Annotated in this window: 18 protein-coding genes; 11 read left to right on the top strand and 7 right to left on the bottom strand. The window is 68.1% G+C overall.

From position 1 onward, the window contains the following. Window position 1 precedes the first annotated feature (1 nt). A complete protein-coding gene (locus tag P0D62_RS00160; protein WP_275700592.1) occupies window positions 2-490 on the bottom strand; it encodes a MarR family winged helix-turn-helix transcriptional regulator in 489 nt (162 codons plus the stop codon). Window positions 491-607: 117 nt separating this feature from the next. Between P0D62_RS00160 and P0D62_RS00155 the strand changes: the two genes are divergently transcribed. Continuing rightward, window positions 608-4,297: an efflux RND transporter permease subunit gene (locus tag P0D62_RS00155; RefSeq protein WP_275700591.1), complete on the top strand. Its 3,690-nt coding sequence runs from the start codon at window positions 608-610 to the stop codon at window positions 4,295-4,297. Window positions 4,298-4,307: 10 nt separating this feature from the next. Here P0D62_RS00155 and P0D62_RS00150 read toward each other — a convergent pair whose 3' ends face one another. From P0D62_RS00150 to P0D62_RS00140, 3 genes are read right to left on the bottom strand one after another with little or no spacing between them, the layout of a single operon-like run. Continuing rightward, window positions 4,308-5,003 (bottom strand): hypothetical protein, encoded by a 696-nt coding sequence (locus tag P0D62_RS00150; RefSeq protein ID WP_275700590.1) that lies wholly within the window; start codon window positions 5,001-5,003, stop codon window positions 4,308-4,310. Beyond that, entirely contained in the window at window positions 5,000-5,752 is a 753-nt protein-coding gene (locus P0D62_RS00145) for a hypothetical protein (protein WP_275700589.1), read from the bottom strand. The genes P0D62_RS00150 and P0D62_RS00145 overlap by 4 nt, the downstream gene beginning before the upstream one ends. Then, window positions 5,749-6,486 (bottom strand): ATP-binding cassette domain-containing protein, encoded by a 738-nt coding sequence (locus P0D62_RS00140; RefSeq protein WP_275700588.1) that lies wholly within the window; start codon window positions 6,484-6,486, stop codon window positions 5,749-5,751. Before P0D62_RS00140 ends, P0D62_RS00145 begins: the two co-directional genes overlap by 4 nt. Before the next feature lie 130 nt (window positions 6,487-6,616). Here P0D62_RS00140 and P0D62_RS00135 point away from each other — a divergent pair, with 130 nt between their 5' ends. Next, window positions 6,617-7,465 carry a sensor histidine kinase gene (locus tag P0D62_RS00135; protein WP_275700587.1) on the top strand — a complete coding sequence of 283 codons (849 nt, stop codon included), beginning with the start codon at window positions 6,617-6,619 and terminating at the stop codon, window positions 7,463-7,465. Continuing rightward, window positions 7,462-8,121, top strand: a complete 660-nt coding sequence (locus P0D62_RS00130; protein ID WP_275700586.1) for a response regulator — start codon at window positions 7,462-7,464, stop codon at window positions 8,119-8,121. Before P0D62_RS00135 ends, P0D62_RS00130 begins: the two co-directional genes overlap by 4 nt. Here P0D62_RS00130 and P0D62_RS00125 read toward each other — a convergent pair. The 3 genes from P0D62_RS00125 to P0D62_RS00115 form a co-directional block, all read right to left on the bottom strand. Further along, the gene (locus P0D62_RS00125; RefSeq protein WP_275700585.1) at window positions 8,094-10,682 is read right to left on the bottom strand and encodes a PEP/pyruvate-binding domain-containing protein; all 2,589 of its coding nucleotides are present in this window, start codon (window positions 10,680-10,682) and stop codon (window positions 8,094-8,096) included. The genes P0D62_RS00130 and P0D62_RS00125 overlap by 28 nt on opposite strands. Beyond that, a complete protein-coding gene (locus P0D62_RS00120; RefSeq protein ID WP_275700584.1) occupies window positions 10,675-10,908 on the bottom strand; it encodes an AbrB/MazE/SpoVT family DNA-binding domain-containing protein in 234 nt (77 codons plus the stop codon). The genes P0D62_RS00125 and P0D62_RS00120 overlap by 8 nt, the downstream gene beginning before the upstream one ends. A 302-nt stretch (window positions 10,909-11,210) precedes the next feature. Continuing rightward, the gene (locus P0D62_RS00115) at window positions 11,211-12,098 is read right to left on the bottom strand and encodes a hypothetical protein (RefSeq protein WP_275700583.1); all 888 of its coding nucleotides are present in this window, start codon (window positions 12,096-12,098) and stop codon (window positions 11,211-11,213) included. Between the two features lie 102 nt (window positions 12,099-12,200). Between P0D62_RS00115 and rimP the strand changes: the two genes are divergently transcribed. From rimP to P0D62_RS00075, 8 genes are all read left to right on the top strand, one after another. Continuing rightward, window positions 12,201-12,677 carry a ribosome maturation factor RimP gene (gene rimP, locus P0D62_RS00110; protein WP_275700582.1) on the top strand — a complete coding sequence of 159 codons (477 nt, stop codon included), beginning with the start codon at window positions 12,201-12,203 and terminating at the stop codon, window positions 12,675-12,677. A 2-nt stretch (window positions 12,678-12,679) separates the two neighbouring features. Beyond that, window positions 12,680-13,654 carry a transcription termination factor NusA gene (gene nusA / locus P0D62_RS00105; RefSeq protein WP_275700581.1) on the top strand — a complete coding sequence of 325 codons (975 nt, stop codon included), beginning with the start codon at window positions 12,680-12,682 and terminating at the stop codon, window positions 13,652-13,654. A gap of 99 nt (window positions 13,655-13,753) precedes the next feature. Continuing rightward, window positions 13,754-14,503 (top strand): amino acid ABC transporter ATP-binding protein, encoded by a 750-nt coding sequence (locus tag P0D62_RS00100; protein WP_406708196.1) that lies wholly within the window; start codon window positions 13,754-13,756, stop codon window positions 14,501-14,503. A gap of 23 nt (window positions 14,504-14,526) precedes the next feature. Then, window positions 14,527-15,402 carry a glutamate ABC transporter substrate-binding protein gene (locus tag P0D62_RS00095; protein WP_275700580.1) on the top strand — a complete coding sequence of 292 codons (876 nt, stop codon included), beginning with the start codon at window positions 14,527-14,529 and terminating at the stop codon, window positions 15,400-15,402. Between the two features lie 66 nt (window positions 15,403-15,468). Next, window positions 15,469-16,116: an amino acid ABC transporter permease gene (locus P0D62_RS00090; protein WP_275700579.1), complete on the top strand. Its 648-nt coding sequence runs from the start codon at window positions 15,469-15,471 to the stop codon at window positions 16,114-16,116. Beyond that, window positions 16,113-17,021, top strand: coding sequence for an amino acid ABC transporter permease (locus P0D62_RS00085; protein ID WP_275700578.1), 909 nt, complete (start codon window positions 16,113-16,115; stop codon window positions 17,019-17,021). Before P0D62_RS00090 ends, P0D62_RS00085 begins: the two co-directional genes overlap by 4 nt. A 48-nt stretch (window positions 17,022-17,069) precedes the next feature. Then, entirely contained in the window at window positions 17,070-18,992 is a 1,923-nt protein-coding gene (locus P0D62_RS00080; RefSeq protein ID WP_275700577.1) for a sulfatase-like hydrolase/transferase, read from the top strand. After that, the gene (locus P0D62_RS00075) at window positions 18,982-19,257 is read left to right on the top strand and encodes a YlxR family protein (protein ID WP_275700576.1); all 276 of its coding nucleotides are present in this window, start codon (window positions 18,982-18,984) and stop codon (window positions 19,255-19,257) included. Before P0D62_RS00080 ends, P0D62_RS00075 begins: the two co-directional genes overlap by 11 nt. Window positions 19,258-19,409 lie beyond the last annotated feature (152 nt).

Here is a 19,409-nt window from a genome sequence, read left to right as displayed (position 1 = left end):
GTCAGTCCCGCTCGTCGAGGGCCTTCTCGACGGCGTTCAGCATCGCGGTGGTGGCGTCGCGGATGGTGCGGAGATCGTCGACGGCGATCGCGGGCACGATGGTCTGGATCATCTGGTCGAAGACGGAGTCGATGCCGCTCAGCAGGTGCCGGCCGGCGTCGGTGAGTTCGATCCGACGCACGCGCCGGTCGTCGGGATCCTCTACTCGGGCGACGAGGCCCTTCGCGGAGAGCCGGTCGACGAGACCGCTGGCCGTCGGCGCGCTGACGGAGAGGCGCGCGCTCAGCTCTTGGCCGGTGAGGCCGGGCTCATGACCGACGACGCCGAGCACCCGCATCTGCTGCATGGTGAGATCCTCGGGCAGCTCGACCGGCCCGAGCAGCTGCATCGCGCGCGCGTGGATCCGGTCGTTGAGGCCCATGATCTCCTCGATCAGCGCGTCGCGCTGAGGGTCTCCGGAGCTGCACGGCCTCATCATGTTCCTCATCATCCTGCAGGTGCCTTCGGTGCACATCGTTTTTCCGTTACTTAGCCGCATGCTAACATCCTCAAGTTGATTAGTGCTGGGCTAATCAATAGCCGAGGTCATCGTAAGGAAGGACGGGCAATGAGCCGTCTGACGAATCTGAGCCTTGCCCACCGCACGGTGGTGCTGCTGCTCTCCCTCCTCACCATCGGCCTCGGCGTCTATGCCGCGGGCGCCCTCAAGCAGGAGCTCATCCCGTCGATGAGCGTTCCGCAGGGCGCGGTCGTCACCGTCTACCCAGGGGCGAGCCCCGAGGTGGTGGAGGAAGAGGTCTCCAAGCCCATCGAAGCCGCGATCAAGGCCGTGGATGGCATCACCGACGTCACCTCCACCAGCTCCAGCTCCGTCTCGCAGGTGGCGATCCAGTGGGACTACGACTACGAGTCCGACGAGATCGCCTCCAATGTCAACGCGGCCATCGACGCGATGGCCGCGGGCTTGCCGTCCAACCTCGACCCGCGGGTGGTCACCGGCAGCATCGACGACGTCCCCGTGATGATCCTCGCGCTGTCCTCCGACGTGGATGCCACCACGCTGTCGCAGCAGGCCAACGACGTCGTGCTCCCGGCGCTGCGCGGCATCCATGGCGTGCGCGACGTGGCCCTGACCGGCCAGGAGACCCACGAGGTGATCGTCACCTACGACCCCGAGACCCTGCGCGAGGCAGGCGTCGACCCGGCCACCATCGGCCAGTTCTTCATGGCCAACGGCACCGCGATCCCGTCGGGCACCATACACGCCGACGGTGCCAACCTGGACGTGCAGACCGGAACCAGCTTCTCGTCGGTCGAGGATCTCAAGGGCCTGATGCTGCAGGGCAGCGACGGTCCGGTGGTGCTCGGCGACGTCGCCACGGTGGTGGAGCAGCCGGTGGAGACCGCATCCGTCAGCCGGGTCAACGGCCGCCCGTCGCTGACGCTGTCGGTCACCAAGACCGCCGACGCCAACACGGTGTCCATCTCTCACGAGGTGCAGGACGCCGTCGCCGATCTTTCCGAGCAACTGGGCGGCGGAGCCTCTTTCGACGTCGTGTTCGACCAGTCGCCGTTCATCGAGCAGTCGATCCACGACCTGAGCGTCGAGGGCGGCATCGGCCTGGTGATGGCGATCCTCGTGATCATGATCTTCCTCGGCTCCATCCGCCCGACGCTGATCACCGCGGTGTCCATTCCGCTCGCGCTGCTGATGGCGCTGATCGGGCTGTGGGTCGGCGGGCACACGCTCAATATCCTCACCCTTGGCGCGTTGACGGTGGCGATCGGTCGCGTGGTCGACGACTCCATCGTCGTGATCGAGAACATCAAACGCCATCAGTCGCTCGGCGAATGGGGGCGAGGCTCCATCGTCGCGGCCGTGAAGGAGGTGGCGGGCGCCATCACCAGCTCGACGCTGACCACGGTGGCGGTGTTCCTGCCCATCGGCCTCGTCGGCGGGCAGGCGGGGGAGATGTTCCGTCCCTTCGCGCTCACCGTCACCGTGGCGCTGCTGGCCTCGCTGCTGGTCTCGCTCACCGTCGTTCCGGTGCTGGCCTCCTGGTTCATGCGCCCGTCGGAGAAGAAGCCGCCGAGCGAGGACAAAGAGACCAACACCTGGCTGCACAAGGCCTACAATCCGGTGCTCGGATGGTCACTGCGGCACCGCGTTGTGACGCTGCTGCTGGCCGTCGGCATCTTCGCCGGCACCCTGGCGCTCACGCCGTACCTCAAGACCGACTTCATCGGATCGGCCGGCATGGACAGCCTGCAGGTCACCCAGAAGCTGCCGCAGGGCACGCCGCTGGAGGAGACCGACGCCGCCGCGGCGAAGGTCGAGAACGTGCTGAAGGACGTCGCCGAGGTGGAGTCCTACTCCACGTCGATCGGCGGCTCGTCGTCGATCTTCATGGGCAGCCAGACCGGCACCAACCAGGCCACCTTCACCGCCACCCTCAAGCCGGGCACCGACACCAGCGCGGTCGCCGCCGCGATCCGCGAAAAGCTGTCCGAGCTCGTGGGTGCCGGCACCATCGACGTCGGCGTCGGCATGAGCGACCAGACCAGCCAGATGGTGCTCTACGTGGAAAGCGCCGACTCCGAGGCCCTGACGAAGGGCAGCGAGCAGGTGCTCGCCATGTTGAAGGGCATCGACGACCTGTCGTCCCCGTCGAGCGATCTGGGCGATGCCCGCGACATGCTCTCGGTGGACGTCGACGCCAAGGTCGCCGCCACCAACGGCTTGACGCAGGCCCAGATCGGCCAGGTGGTCGCGCGTGCCGTCCGCGGCGAACTGATCGGTTCCCTCACGCATGAGGACACCACCCTGGACGTCTACCTGCGCTCGCAGGATCCGGTGAAGAGCGTCGAGGAGCTGCGCGCCATCCCATTGCCCGTCACCCAGACCATGGTGATGAACGCCCGCAAGGACGCCGCAGAGAAGGTCACCGAGCGTCAGGAGGAGATGACGGAGGAGGCCAAGGCGCAGGCCGACGACGCCTACGACGAGCAGGTGGTCAAGCTGAAGGACGCCCGCTCCCAGGCGAAGAAGGCCTCGGCGGAGGCGAGCCGCAAGCTCGACGAGGCCACCGAGCAACTCGAGGCCTTGCAGGATCAGCTCAAGGCGCTGCAGACGCCGCCCTCACCGCCCGTCACCCCCGACCAGCCGGTGGAGCCGTCCGGTTCTCCTGAGCCCACGGACCCGGCGGATCCCACCGATCCGACGCAGCCCAGCCCGTCTCCGACCACGCCGTCGATGCCGGTGGATCCGCCGATCACCGTCTCCGTCTTCCAGCTCACCAAGCAGGTCGACGGGCTCACCCAGCAAGTCATCCAGCTCACCCAGGGCGTCGCCGCGGCCGATGGGCAGGTCGATGCGATCGACGAGCAGCTCGATGCTTTGGCGGAGCAGCGCGACAAGTCGCTGGAGTCGCAGGCCGACCAGGAGAAGCTGGCCGACGACGCCAAGGCCGCGCAGGAGCTGAACCCCGACGCCATCGTGCTGAGCGATGTGGCCGACGTGGAGATCGTCCAGGCTCCGGGCACCATCACTCGGGTGAACGGGGTCCGCGCCGCCACCCTCAGCGCCGGCGTCGAGGGCGGCGACCTGACCGCGGTCACGTCCGCTGTTCAGACCGGCATCGACGGGCTGGAGCTGCCCGACGGCGTCACCGTCCGACTCGGCGGCGTCACGGAGATGCAGCAGGAGGCCTTCGCCCAGCTGGGCCTGGCCATGGTGGTGGCGGTGCTCGTCGTCTACCTGATCATGGTGGCCACCTTCGGCTCGCTGCTCCAGCCGCTGATTCTGCTGGTGTCGATCCCGTTCGCCGCCACCGGCGCGCTGGGCTTGTCGCTGCTCACGGACACGCCCATCGGTGTTCCCAGCATGATCGGTCTGCTGATGCTGATCGGCGTCGTGGTGACCAACGCGATCGTGCTGATCGACCTGGTCAACCAGAAGCGCAAGGAGGGGGCCGGCGTCGACGAGGCCATCGAGCAGGGCGCGCGCCTGCGGCTGCGTCCCATCGTGATGACGGCGCTGGCGACAATCTTCGCGCTGATCCCGATGGGCCTCGGTCTCACCGGCGGTGGTGTATTCATCTCGAAGCCGCTCGCCATCGTCGTGATCGGCGGCCTGGTGAGCTCGACGCTGCTGACGCTGATCCTGGTGCCCGTGCTCTACGACATCCTGGAGAAGTGGCGCGAGCGCGGCGCCACCCGCCGCGAGTCGAAGCGTGCCGCTCGTGGTCGGGGCGACGGCGATTCGAACGGCCTCGTCTTCGAGGACCAGACGCCCTAGTGACGCGCCACTAGCCACCGCAGTCTCGGAGCTTTGCGGTCAGGATCGCAGCGGCGCAGGCCGCTCCTGTCCAGAGCAGCAGCCACAGCGGCTGAGCTCCGGGAAGATCGGGGATGGTGGGTGTGAAAAGGGCGGTTCCGGCCACGCCGGGCAGGTAGGAGAGGGAGCCGAAGATCTGCGCCACCGCCGGCACGATCAACAGCGACGAGCTGAGGGCCGCGAGCGCGACGACGGTGGACCGGCCGGCGAAGGTGGTGGCCCAGCCCAGCACGACCAGCAGCGCCAGATAGAGCGCGGTGCCGGCGGTCTGTCGGAGATCCGTCGCACTCACCGTCGCCCCTGCGAGCCTCGCAGTGGACACAAAGGCCGCCGCCACGGCAGCCGCGAGGGTGGCGGCCGCGGCAACCACGGCGATCGCCTGAGCCGCCGCGACGTCGACCCGGCGGGGCACCGCCAGCAGCCTGGTCTGCCAGACCCCGCTGCCGAACTGGTGCCCCGCGGCCACGCATCCCACGGCGAGCATCGGATACTGCGCGATCTGCACCACCAAGGGCAGGAGCAGCGTCAGAGAGGCGGCGTCGGCTCCCACCTCGCGCAGCACCAGAAGGGGAACCCCGACGCTGAGCAGCACGGCAGCGGTCGCCAGCCAGCGAGCGCTCGGCAATGCGATCAGCGCTTCCACCTCGAACCTCAGCACCTGCCTCATGAGTCCCTCCGCGCGGCGACTTCGGCGGACACGAGCAACGCGGCCACGGCCCAGAGTGCGAGCGTGAGGAACGCCGTCGGAGCAGGAAGCGGCTCGACGCCGATCCCTCGGACCGCGATGCCGGCGCCGGCGACATCGGGAAGATAGCGCGCCAGGGGCGTCACCAGGCTGAGCAAATAGGACACCGGAGCCAGCGACGATCCGGCGACGAGGATCACCAGGGGGATCACGATCGAGCGCGAGATCCACGCCAGGGTGCTGGAGAGCAGCGCGATCACGGCCCAGGTGGCCATCAGCGCCGCCGCGCGCTGCGGTGCGTCGAGGCCCCAATCGGGGGCGCTCCCCAGGACGCGGAGAGCGACGACGTGAGACACGAGGAGCGTGAGGCCGGAGACGGCGGCGGCGCTGAGCATCACCAGCACGCCGACCGTCAGTGCATGAAAGCGCCGGGGGACGGCGAGGTGCACGGTGAGACGCTCGCAGCCGCTGCCGCGTTTCGCGACGCCGGGGGCGAGTTCCGGTGCCACGGCGAGCACACCGAGCACCATCGCGCACGGAAGCAGGCCGTAGACCTCGCCGAACCCCAGCAGAGAGGTGTCGACGAAAGCTCCAGGCCGCCCTCCCTCCAAGTTGCGCCTGATCTGGATGCTGGTCATGAAGGCCATCGCGGAGGGGACGACCACCCCGATCAGCAGGGTGAAGAGGTAGGCGGGGCTACCCCATACTCGTCGTGCTTCGGCGCGGATCATCGTCGTTCCTCCTCGGTGATGACGGTGTGGGTTGGGGATGCGGCGCCGGTGAGTTCGACGTAGGCGGCCTCGAGCGATCCGTACCGCTCGGCGAGGATCTGTGCATCGGACTGGCAGGCCAGCCGGCCGCCGTGCAGCACCAGCACGTCGTCGGCGATGCCCTCGAGCTCTGTCAGGAGATGGCTGGAAAGCAGAACGGTCTGCCCGCTGTCGGCCCGCTCCCGGACGAGTCCGCGCAGCCAGCGGATGCCGTCGGGATCGAGGCCGTTCATCGGCTCGTCGAGGATCAGGAAACGCGGATCCCCCAGGAGCGCCGCGCCGATGCCGAGACGCTGTGCCATGCCCAGCGAATAGTGGCCGACCTTGCGGGAGGCGTGCGGCAACAGATCGACCGTCTCGAGTACCTCTTCCACTCGGTCGAACGGGATGCGCTGGCTGCGAGCGAGCCAGCGCAGGTGCGACCTGGCGGTGCGCGACCGATGCGCCCCGGCGCCGTCGAGCTGCGCGCCCACCACGGTGAGCGGCCGCTTCAGCCGGGCGTAGGGGACACCGTCGATGAGGGCCGTGCCGCTCGTCGCGTGGTCCAGGCCGAGCAGGATCCGCAGCAGCGACGACTTGCCGGCGCCGTTGGGTCCGACCAGGCCGGTCACCCGTCCGGGCGCGATCTGGGCGGTGATGTCGGTGAGGATCGAGCGGCCTTTTCGAAGCTTGCGTATCTCGTCGAAAGTGATCATGCAGCGAGTCTGCTCAGGAAGCGCCGCGCGGTCATCGGCGTGAGAGGCGAACCTGAACGCGGCCTCTCCACCTTTGCGATCAGCCCTGAGGGTGAGGCCCGGCGCGCCCAGGCTCACTACGATGCGTCGTATGGGTTCCTCCGATAGGCCGCTCGTGCGGCGCCGCTCGCTGCTCGGGTGGGCGCCCATCGCGTTGCTCCTGGTGATCCTGCTGCAGGTGGTGACGCTGGGTTTGCCGGCTCGGCAGTGGATCTTGGTGCTCGAGATGCTGATCGTGTTGGCGGCGATCGTGTGGCAGGTGGTTCAGGCGCGCCGAGACCGTCGTCGCTATGAGGACGAACTCGCGCGCCGGGCCGCAGCGCACGCGACGGCGCAGCAGCGGCTGGAGCTGGCCCGCGACGTGCATGACGCGATGTCCCACCGGCTGGGTGCGATCACGATGAGGGCCGCCCTCGCCCAGCGGATGCCCGACCGGGTGAGCCCCGAAGAGACCCTGCAGCTGATCGAAACCATGTCGCGGGCCGCCACCGACGACCTGCGCGGGCTACTCGACGAGCTGGGCAGGGAGACCGCCGAGCGGGATGCCGGGCCGCCGCTTCGCACGTTGGAGCCGTTCGTCGAGGCCATGGAGCGGGCGGGTCTCGCGGTGCAGCTGCAGATGGATCTGCCGGATGCGCTGCCCGTCGACACGGAGCGCGCCGTGGGCCTGCTCATCCGCGAGGCACTGGGGAACTGCCTCCGTCACGCGGGGCCCGTGAGGGTGAGTGTCGGCGTATCCATGTCGCCGGACGCGGTGCGGGTGCGGGTCTCCGATGACGGCCCCCACCCCGGATGGCAGGGGGCGCCCGGCACCGGCCATGGGCTGGCTTCGGTGCGGGATCAGGTCGCGGCGCTCGGCGGCACGGTGGAGTACGGCCCGGCGGCGCATGGCGGCTGGCAGGTGCGGGCCGAGGTTCCGCTGCGCGGAGCGTCGTCGTGATCCGGATCCTGCTCGTCGACGACGACACCCTGCTGCGCGAGTCGCTGAGCCTGCTGCTGGGGGCAGAGGACGACATCGAGGTGGTCGGTGTCGTCGCAGACGGGCAGACGGCGATCGACGCAGTGCACCGGCTGCGGCCCGACATCGTCGTGATGGACGTGCGGATGCCCGGCGTCGACGGGCCCACGGCGGTGCGCCGGATCCTGGCGTCGATGGGGGAGGAGGCCCCGGCGATCCTCATGGTGACCATGTTCGACACCGACGTGCACGTCTACGAGTCGCTGCGCGCCGGTGCCTCCGGTTTCCTGCTCAAGGACGCCCCGCCGCAGGAGCTGGTGGATGCGATCCGGGCTCTCCGTAAAGGCGAGATCCCCATGTCGCCGGCGGTGACGAGGCGCCTGATGGCGCACTACGTCGACACAGCCGGACCGGCCGAGCAGGGCAGGAGTCGGGCGCTCGACGGGCTGTCGCCGAGGGAGCGCGAGGTGCTGACGCTGATCGGACGAGGCCGGTCGAACAAGGAGATCCAAGAGGAGCTGTTCATCTCACAGGCCACGGTGAAGACCCACGTCTCGGCGCTGCTCCACAAGAGCGGCGCCCGGGATCGCGCCGGTTTGGTGGTGCTCGCCTACGAGTCGGGGCTCGTCCGGCCCTGATCTTCCTCAGCGAGCAGCGAGACCGTGCCCGCGGCGCCGTCGACGAGAACCCGGTCGCCGGTGCGCAGGCGCGACGTGGCGTCGCCGCAGCCGACCACCGCCGGGATGCCCAGCTCGCGCGCGACGATCGCCGCGTGGCTGAGCGGGGCGCCCAGATCGGTGACGATGGCCGCGGCGATGGGGAAGATGGGCGTCCACCCGATGTTGGTCAGCGGGGTCACCAGCACCTCGCCGGGGCGCAGCTGGTCGGCGTCGTCGAAGCTGGTCAGCACACGGACTGTGCCCTCGACGCGCCCGACCGCCCCGGGATGACCGATGATCGCGGCCGAGGGGTCGCCGTCGACGACGGTGCGGGCGGAGACGCAGGATCCGGCGAGATCGCCTCGACGATCAGGATCGGCGGCCCAGGCGAAGGGGTCGAAGCTGCCGCAGATCAGACCGGGCAAGGCTGGCAGATCGAGATAGCGCTGATAGGTGGCGCGCCGCCCGTCGAACGACACGTTCGGGCGGGTGTCACCGGCCAGCGCGTCCAAGAGCTCTTCGACGGTGAGCAGGAACACGTCGTCGCCGATGCCCAGCAGCTCGCCGGCGCGCAGGGCGAAGGCGCGCAGCACGCCGGTCGTGCGTACCCCTTCGGAACGCGCGGCCTCGCGCAACGCCGCGCGCTTCGCGGCCTTCCTGACGCGCCTTTCGACGCCCCGCGCCAGCTTGGGGTCGCGTTCGCGGAGCCGGGCCACCACGGCGGAGGACGCAACGTCCTGACGTCGTCGCGACGCGGCGATGTCCACGCCGGCAGCTCGCGCCAGTTCGCGATCCAGCCACCCGGGATCCTCGGAGGGACGTGCCCAGGCGAGTTCCGTCTCGTTCACGCCTCGGTGTCCGAACCGAGCGACATACTCGGCTCGGGACAGTGCGCCCGAGCGCACCTGCTGCAGCCCCTCCGCGGGCCCCAGACTCTCGAGATTTCCTGCATGCCCGGCCAGGTTCGACATCAAAGCGGACGCGTCCTCGGGGCCGAGCTCGGCGCGCAACTCCGTCTCCAGGCGGGCCGGATACTCCGACCCGGAGGCGATCACCGCCCAGAACGAGTCCAGGCTGAAGGCGAACAGCCGCTCGTCCCAGAGCCGACGCAGCTCGGCCGACGTGCGGGAAGCCGCGATCTCGGCGACGAGGGCGTCGCACTGGGCGGGGTTTCGACGCAGGAAGCGCGCCAGGCCGAGCCGCGTCCACCCCATGCGCAGCAAGGAACCGAGCAGCGGTATGCCGGCCTGCGTCCAGTCGTCGGCCGTCATCGGGATCAGGGGGATCGGCACGTCGTCGGGCAGTGATCCCCACCAGCCGGAGAGCTTGCGGTAGACCTCTCGCGGGTCGGCCTTGCCCGACTTGCCGCGCCGCCCGGTGATCTGGACGCTGAGGTTGGCGTAGGGGCGCCCGCCGATGAAACCCGCCATCTCGCGTCCGCGCAGCGCCATCGACGGCCCGCCGTTGGCCTGCTGATAGCGCGACAGCGAGATGGTCAGCGGGGTCTGCGCGATGGGGTTGGCCTCGCTGAGGTTGGTCGCCGACCACAGGCAGTTGCCGGCCAGCGAGTCGTTGCGCTCGGCCGTCGATGCGCGCCAAGGGTTCAGCGTGGTGATCGGACGCGCCTGCAACAGCCAGACCTTGCCGTCCGCCACCGCCCATTCGATGTCTTGCGGCACGCTGTCGAACGTGGCTTCGACGCGATGCCCCGCGTCGTGCAGGCTCTTGGCGAAGGGCACCAGGACGTCCGGGCCGTCGAGGTCGCCGGATGGGCGGGCCAGCCGGAACTGTTCGCCGGTGTCTTCGCCGGAGACGAGTGCCTCACCCAGGCCGCGCACGACGCTGCCGAGCATCGAGTCGAGGTCGCCGCTGATCGGATCGACGGTGAAGAGCACCCCGGCCAACTCAGCTGGCACCATCGCCTGCACGATCACGGCCAGCTCGCCGGTCTCGGCTCCCGAGGACCGAGCGTAGGCGGCGACGCGTCCCGCAGCGCCGGAGGCGCGAACGGCGGCGATCGCGGTGCCGAGTCCGTCGGCGGGCACATCGAGCACCGACTCGTAGGCGCCGGCGAAGGAGGCATGTTCAGAGTCCTCGCCCTGGGCGGAGGAGCGCACGGCGAACCGCTGGCCCTCGGGGAACGGGCGCAAGTGATCGTGCAGCGCCTCGGCCGCCTCCGCGGTCAGCTGGTCGTCGACGAAGGCGCGGGGGAGTAGCACCACGCCGTCTGGAACCGGGTAGCCGGCCCGGATGAGCCGCGACAGGGCCCGCGCCTTGCCGCCGGCCGTGGCTTCGGCCTCGGGCAGTTCGCGAAGGCGATAGACGGGGCGACCCGGGGGCGCATAGCCGCGCCGCGACAGCGCGCTACCGAGAGCGCGCCCTCCGAACCAACCGACGAACCAGCCAAGAGTGCCTGTCAAAGGACCGACGAGCACCGCCCACAGGCTGAACCCCGTCAGCGCGGCGCCGCCGAAGCCGAAGGCTGCCGCCGCAAGGTTGGTCAGGATCTTCTGCAACCGGTCGGCGCCGGCGTCAGTCATCGTCGGAGACCGGGGCAGAGAAGATCGCCTCGGCGCCCGGATGCCGGGCGATGACGTCCTCGGCGCGGGCGATCGCGATGCCATGCTGCAGATCGCCGAAGACCAAGAGCTTGTCGCCCACCTCGATCCCGAAATCGCGCCTCGCCTTGGCCGGGATCACGATCTGCCCGCGCTCGCTCACGGTGATCGCCCCGTAGAACCTCTTGTCTGGATCTGCTGCCTGCATCTCGGCCTCCCCGCCTCGCTTCTTGTATACAAGATATATCTTGCGTCAAGAGGTGGGGTTTGTTGGGGGGGCGGGCGTGTTGGCAGGAGTTAGAGATTCCGCAAGTAGGTGGTGCCGTTGCGAGGACGTGCTGGATGGATGATCTGGCAAGGCGAAGAATGAAACTGCCATCGGGTATGCCAGTGAGTTCGACAACGAAGCCAGGTCGCCATCCAGTGCGCCGCAGTAGGTGCCACCTACTCGCGGGATCTCTTAGCTCTCCTCGAGGCTCCTTCGTCGCACCTCGAAGAGCGTGGAATGGGTCAGCCGGCCCAGCCTGGCCAGTGGGGGAGGCGGCCGCCGAGGGACTGGACGCGCGGGACCTGGGCCTGCATCTCGGTAAGCCACGTCGCGTCGACGGCGGTGAGGCGGGCGTAGCCGTCCAGGACGCCCAGCTCCAGGGCGGCCCAGCCGGCCTTGATCTCGGACGCGTCGCTCATGGCGTTGGGCATCGTCAACGACGCGGGCTGCAACGGCGGCTCGCCGTCGATCAGGTCGCGGAGCCGGTTGCGTGCCTCGCGGATCTGCGGGAGGCGGGCGTCGGCGTACTCGCGCAGCTTGTGGTCTCTCGGGAGCCGTCCGAGGCCTAGCTCCACGCCTTGGATCAAGGCCCAGATATGGCTGAGGGCCACAGTGAGTGAACCCTCCAGTGTCGCGTCGGCGAAGCGGCGCGGTGCGCCGCCTGGCTTCGGTGGCCGCTTGTGCACCGCGAGCGAGGCCACCGCGCAGGAGGCCGAGGCCACCAGCAGGCGCTCGGGCTGACCCGGCGCGGTCGCGACCTGCTCGGACAGCTCTTCCCGGGCCTGCTCCACCGCGGCATCCAAGGCCTCATCGTCAAGGGCCGCGTCCGGCCCCTCCACGACGGGAGTATCGAAGTGAGGCTCGGGCTCATCGGCGAACGGGTCGAGGGCGGTCAGCCGGAGCAGGTGATCGTCGAGGAGAGCGAGGGCTCCGTCGCTCCACTTCGACGGTGCGGCGATCGCGAACAGCCCGCGCAATCCGGTGACGGTGGCCGTAGCCGCGACGGCCCAGGGCTCCTGCTCGGGGCTGGGAGGGGGTACCACGAAAGGCGGCTGGATCGTCGGAGACCCGGTGCACCCGGTGAGGGTGATCGCTGCTACGCCGAGGAGGCCGCGTCGGGTGATCCGCATTTCGGCATGCTATCGCCTATGCTGTTTCTCTTGGAGGTTTCGCTCTGCGGCGGAGCTTCTTGACTCACAATCGAGCCGACAACCGGATATGGAGGAGTGCGCATGCAAACCACAGCACTGGCCGCCGTGATAGAGCCAGTCTTGGCCGAACGCGAGCTGGAACTCGACTCGCTGGAGGTGATTCCGATGGGACATCGCTCCGTGCTCAGGATCACCGTCGACGGCGAAGGCCCCAAAGGCCGCGGCCCCCTCCTTGATGACATCGCAGAGGCCTCGCAGGCCATTTCCCGCGCGCTCGATGAGTCCAATGCCGACGGCGGCTCGCCTTACACGCTCGAGGTCAGCTCGCGTGGAGTGAGCAAGCCTCTCACCGAGGCCAAGCACTACCGGCGTAACCGCGGCCGCCTGATCAAGTTTCAGCGCGGCACCGAGCAGCTCACCGGCCGGATCCTGGAGGCGGGCGACGACGAGGTCACGCTCGACGTGACCGGCCGCCAGATGGCGTTGGCCTACGCCGACATCGACAAGGCCGTGGTGCAGGTGGAGCTGAACCGCCCGATGAACGACGACGAGGAGTGATCATGGACATCGATATGGCTGCCCTCAGGGCCATCGAGCGGGACCGTGAGATCCCCTTCGACTACCTGCTGAAGACGCTAGAGGACGCGCTGCTCAACGCCTACTCGCGCACCGACCACGCGCTTCGCGGCGTCAAGATCGAGATCGATCGACGCAGCGGCAAGGTGAGCGTGCTCGCGCCCGAGTTCGACGACGACGACCAGATCATCGGCTACTTCGACGACACGCCCTCCGACTTCGGCCGAGTGGCCGCGGCGACGGCGCGTCAGGTGATCACCCAGCGCATCCGCGAGGCCGAGGACGACCAGAAGTACGGCCACTTCGCCGGCGCCGAGGGCGACATCATCGTCGGCACTATCCAGCAGGACCGCGACACCCGGGCGGTGCGCGTCAGCCTCGGTGAACTCGAGGCCCTGATGCCGCAGGCCGAGCAGGTTCCCGGCGAGGACTACTCGCACGGGCGCCGGCTGCGCGTCTATGTGGTGAGCGTGCGCCGCGAGCTCAAGGGCCCGCAGGTGATCGTCTCGCGCACCCACCCCAACCTGGTGAAGAAGCTCTTCGAGCTGGAGGTGCCGGAGATCGGTCAGGGCGTCGTCGAGATCAAGGAGATCGCGCGCGAGGCCGGCCACCGCACCAAGATCGCCGTGCTGTCGAAGAACCCGGATGTATCCGCCAAGGGGGCGTTCATCGGGCCGATGGGGCAGCGCGTCCGCGCCGTCACCAACGAGCTGGACGACGAGAAGATCGACATCGTCGACTTCTCAGAAGATCCCCGCAGGTTCGTCGCCGCGGCGCTGTCCCCGGCGAAGGTCCAGTCGGTCACGGTGATCGATCCCCAGGCCCGCACCTGCCGCGCGATCGTGCCCGACTATCAGCTGTCGCTGGCCATCGGCCGCGAGGGTCAGAACGCCCGTCTGGCGGCCCGGTTGACCGGCTGGCGGATCGACATCCAGCCCGACAACCAGCCTCAGGGCTGAGCTTTCCAGCGCTGGGGGCAGGGTTACAGTTCGGCAACAACTGCCCCCAGTGCTCGGTTTTCTGCACCGCAACCGGGCGTTTCCGACTAGGGTCGTTGCATGAGCGAGCCCGATATTCGTCCATTGGTGGAGGTAAGAGGGGTCAACAAGTACTTCGGCCCCAACCATGTCCTGAAGGACATCGACCTCGACGTGCACAAGGGCGAGGTGGTGATCGTGATCGGGCCTTCGGGGTCCGGCAAGTCGACGCTGTGCCGTTCGATCAACCGGCTGGAGACCATCGATTCGGGTGAGATCTTCATCGACGGCGAGAAGCTCCCGGAGGAGGGCGCCCAGCTGGCGAAGCTGCGCAGCGACGTGGGCATGGTGTTCCAGTCCTTCAACCTGTTCGCGCACAAGACGGTGCTGGAGAACGTCACGCTCGCGCCCATCAAGGTGCGCAAGATCCGCAAGGCCGACGCCGAACGGCGCGCCATGGAGCTGCTCACCAGAGTGGGTGTGCAGGACCACGCCAAGAAGCTGCCGGCTCAGCTCTCCGGCGGTCAGCAGCAGCGCGTCGCCATCGCGAGATCGCTGGCGATGGATCCCAAACTGATCCTGCTCGACGAGCCCACCAGCGCGCTCGACCCCGAGATGATCAACGAGGTGCTCGACGTGATGGTCGAGCTCGCCAAGTCGGGCATGACCATGCTCGTGGTCACCCATGAGATGGGCTTCGCGCGCAAGGCCGCCGATCGGGTGGTGTTCATGTCCGACGGCGCCATCGTCGAACAGGCCACTCCCGACGTGTTCTTCACCAATCCGAAGTCCGACCGCGCCAAGGACTTCCTCTCCAAGATTTTGTCCTGATCGTCAACCGAGGAGGAAAAACGATGACAGTGAACAAGAAGATCGCCGCCGTTCTGATGGCGGTGGGTCTGGCCGCCACGCTCGCGGCCTGTGGCGGAAACGAGACCGACCCAGGCTCGACCAACACGCCCGCGGAGACCAGCTTCGCCGAGGGCACCACCATGGCCACGCTCAACGAGGCGGGCGCGATCACGATCGGCACCAAGTTCGATCAGCCGTTGTTCGGCCTGATGGGTCCGTCCGGCACTCCCGAGGGCTTCGACGTCGAGATCGGCAAGATCATCGCGGCGGAGCTGGGCATCGCCGAGGCGGACATCAAGTGGGAGGAGACGGTCTCGCAGAACCGCGAGCCCTTCATCCAGAACGGCCAGGTTGACATCGTGATCGCCACCTACACCATCAACGACACCCGCAAGGAAGTCATCGACTTCGCCGGACCGTACTACATCGCCGGTCAGTCCTTCCTCGTCCCCAAGGGCAATCCGCAGGGCATCACCGGTCCCGACAAGGTGGGCACCAACACGGTGTGCACCGTGACCGGTTCCACGTCGGAGAAGAACATCCTCGAGTACGTGGATGCCGCCAAGGTGATCACGCTCGACAAGTACTCCGATTGCCTGGAGCCGATCCGCACCGGCGAGGCGCAGGCGCTGACCACCGACAACGTCATCCTCGCGGGCCTGGTCTCCGGTGCCCCCGACGAGTTCGAGGTGATCGACTCCACCTTCACCGAGGAGCCCTACGGCATCGGGCTGAAGAAGGACGACACGGAGTTCCGCAACTTCATCAACGACGTGCTGGAGGCGTCGTACAAGGACGGTCGTTGGGCCGCGGCGTGGGAGAAGACGGCAGGCACCGTGCTGCCGGTTCCCGAGCCACCGGCGGTCGACCGCTACTGACCCGCTTCACCCATGGCCGCTGACCCGGCCCTGACACCGTGACGACGCCCTCGAGGAGGTGAGCCCATGGACGCAGTATTCGCCAATCTGGACGCGTACTGGCTGGGGTTCAAAGGCACCCTGGAACTGCTGCTTGTCGGCGGCCTCGGTGCGCTCCTCCTCGGGGGCTTCGTCTCGCTCCTGCGCATCTCGCCGATCGCCAGCCTGCGTGCGATCGCGACGGGCTACACCGAGTTGATGCGCAACACCCCGCTCACCCTGGTGTTCTTCTTCATCATCGTCGTGCTGCCGGCGCTGCAGATGGGGCTCAACACCAAGGTGGGCGCCTTCGTGGCGCTCAGCGTCTACACCTCGGCCTTCGTCGCCGAGGCGATTCGCTCCGGCATCAACGGCGTGCCCCTCGGGCAGGCGGAGGCGGCCCGATCGCTCGGGCTGAACTTCGGCCAGACCGTGTTCCTGGTGATCCTGCCCCAGGCGCTGCGCATGGTGGTGCCGCCCTTGATCAACGTGCTGATCGCCCTCACCAAGAACACCTCGATCGCCGGCGGGTTCGGCGTCGTCGATCTGTTCGCCCAATCCAAGCGGCTGACCAACGCCCACGGCGACTCGGTGATCCCGATCCTGATCGGCATCGCGGTGTGCTACCTGGTGATCACCATCCCGCTCGGCAGGCTCGCCGAGAGGGTCGAGCGGAAGGTGGCGATGCAGCGATGAGCGCGAGCACGGCCAGCGTCCTCTACGACGCTCCCGGCCCCAGAACCAAGCGGCTGTCGATGGTGGTGTCCATCGTCGCCGGAATCGTGACGATCGGCGGCTTCGCCTGGCTCATCTGGGCCTTGGGTCAGCCGCGGGTCACCGTCAACGGCGCCGTGCTGAGCGGACTGTGGACGCCGGAGCGGTGGGACATCTTCACCGACGGCGTGGTGTGGCAGCGGCTGCTCATCGACGGCCTGATCCTCGGCACGCTGAAGGCCGCCGGACTGGCGGCGGTGCTGTCGCTCGTCGTCGGCGTTCTGCTGGTGTTCGCTCGCACCGCCAAGTCGCGGTGGGTGCGCGTGCCGACGGCGGCGCTGCTGGAGTTCTTCCGCGGCATGCCCGTGCTGCTGATGATGCTGTTCATCCTGCTGGCGCTGGGCACCGGCGGCTTCGTCGCCGTGGTCGCGGCGCTGACGATCTACAACGGCGCGATCATCGGCGAGGCGCTTCGCGCGGGACTGGCGGCGCTGCCGAAGGGGCAGCGCGAGGCCGGCCTCTCGCTGGGCCTGACGGAGCTGAAGACCCGGATCTTCATCGAGTTCCCCCAGGCGTTCCGGCAGATGATGCCGATCATCGTCGCCCAGCTGGTGGTGCTGCTGAAAGACACCTCCTTGGGCTACGTCGTGGTCTACCCCGAGATCCTGCGCATCTCGAACTACCTCAAGGACTACTACGGCTCCACGAAGTACTCGTTCTCGATCTTCGTCGTCACGCTGCTGATCTACTTGGCGGTGAACTTCACCTTCTCGGCGCTGGCCCGCTGGATCGCGCGCCGCTCCGGTCCGAAGGCGGGAGTCGCCGAGGAGCAGCCCGGCCAGCTCCCCGGTGCTCCCATGGTCGGAGGCGTCCCCGGCACACGATGAACTCTGGTCAGATTGGGTGAACAAAAGGTAACGCCTACACTAACCCGGATGACTTCTTTGCGTGCCGTGCTGAACCGATTGCTCGACCCACCCAATCGGCTGGTGCACTTCGTGATCGCCGCGGTGCCGGTGGCGCTGCTCGGCGTGCATTTGAAGCTCATCCGCAGCCTCGTCTTCTATCCCGAGGCGGGCGTGCTCGATCGGGTGGCGCAGATCTCATCGGACATCGCGTTCGGCGCCGCCTGGGTGGTGGGGCTCTTCCTCGTGGTCGCCTTCGGGCAGAAACGGCTGCGGGCGCTCCGGTTGTATGCGTCCCTGCTGGTGACGCTGCTGCTCGGCATCTTCACCGTGATCAACCACACGTTCATGATGCGCAGCGGCTCGGTGCTCGCCTGGCACAACGTGGTGACCATCCTCAACGACGCGGAAGCGCTCGCCGGGCTGGTCAGCGCGCAGGCCGACCGGTCGACGGTGAGCCTGATGAGCGCGGTCGTGATCTGGGTGGTGCTGGCGCCGTTCGCGCTCACTCCCGTCGTCGAGTTCCTGCGTCAGCGACGCAGCGCCGAGCAACGTCGGCGGATGCGCCCCGGAAAGCGCCTGGCCATCGGCGGGATCGCCGCCATGGTCGCTCTCACCCTGGCCTCCCTGTGGACCGCGCCCACCGCGTCGGCCACCTTCTCGCTCGCGCCCCCGATCCAGATGGCGATGACCCCCATTCGCAAGGCCAACGCGCTGCCCGAAGAGCTGGCGGAGGGCAAGACCGTCGTCCCCGACCCCGCCAACACCACGCTCGTCCCGCGCGCGGACGAGGCCCGGCGCAACGTGGTGATCATCACCCTGGAGTCGACCCGCGACAGTTCGACGCTGCCCACGGACGTGCGGCAGAGCGTGACCCCGGTGCTGGATGAGCTGAAGACCCTGTCCCTGGCGCCGGAGCGCGGCTACACCGTGCTACCGCACACCACCAAGGCCCTCATCGGCACGACGTGCGGACAGACCCCGCCGCTCGACTACGAGAACTCCGAGGCCGAGGACAACGGTCTGTACATGCGCTGCCTACCCGATCTGCTCGGTGAGCAGGGTTACGCATCGGCCTTCTTCCAGTCCGCCACCGAGCACTTCGAGCGTCGCCGCGACGTGGTGCGCAACATGGGCTACGACGAGTTCTTCCCCGTCGACGAGCTGCCGAAGGACCGCTTCTACAAGTCGAACTACTTCGGCTACGAGGACGACATCATGTTGCAGCCTCAGCGGGAGTGGCTGGAGGCGCAGGGCGACCAGCCCTTCGTCATGGGCGTGCTGACGGTGACCGCCCACCACGACTACAACATGCACGGGCAGGCGCAGATCGACTTCGTCGACAACAAGATGTTCAACGACTACCTGAACGGCGTGCACTACCAGGACGCCTACGTCGGCAAGGTGATCGAGATGTTCAAGGAGCTCGGGCTCTACGAGAACACCATCTTCGTGATCGCCGGCGACCACGGCGAGGGGTTCGGCGAGCACCGGATCTACCAGCACGACAACACCATCTACGAAGAGGGCGCGCGGATCCCCATGATGATCCACGATCCTCAGCACGCTCCCGAGCTGTTCGACGGCCCGGCTGGTCAGCTGTCCCTGGCACCCACGGCCCTGGATCTGCTGGGCTTCGACCTCGTCTCGAGCGACCTCGACTACCTGCCGTCCTGGCGGGACGACGAGCCGCAGCCACCTGTCACCGTGACCTGCCTGGCGGAGGTGCGCTGCATGGCCACGCTGGAGGGCGACTACAAGGTGATCCATCACTTCGGGGACCGCCGCGACGAGGTGTTCAACCTCGTCGACGACAACTACGAGGTGCAGGATCTCGCCGGGGAGCTGGGGGAGGAGTGGGCCGCCGAGCGGTCCAAGATCGCCCTCGAGTGGTGGGTCACCACCGACGCCACCTATCGCGCGTACCGGGAGGCGAATCCCGTTGGGCGCTGAGCACGCCCAGCCGCAGCGCACCTGCATCGCCTGCCGCAAGCGCGACGACCAGTCGGCGCTGATCCGGATGGTGCGTCGCGACACCTTGGTGGTGGACGCGACCTCGCCCCGGCTGCCGGGCCGAGGCGCCTACGTGCACCCGTCCTGCGTCGACCTGCTGGCCCCCCGCAAGGCCATCCGGCGTACCTTTGGCGCGGCCGCCGAACTCGACCCCGAGGTGATGACACGCGCCGCCGGTTGGATCGAAGCTACCCCGAAGCGGTAGACTCCTCGTGGCCCTGTCAACAGGGTGCATCGTTTCCACGCCCGGAATCGCCGGGCGGCAACCAGAAAGTGGGCTAACGCTCATGACCACTCGATGAGTAACCAACGATGAGCATGCAAACCAACTAACTGGTTCAGGCTGGAAGAGGCCTG

Source organism: Tessaracoccus caeni (assembly GCF_029211185.1).
GTDB classification, from domain to species: domain Bacteria; phylum Actinomycetota; class Actinomycetes; order Propionibacteriales; family Propionibacteriaceae; genus Arachnia; species Arachnia caeni.
This window is presented reverse-complemented; position numbering and strand designations above follow the sequence as displayed.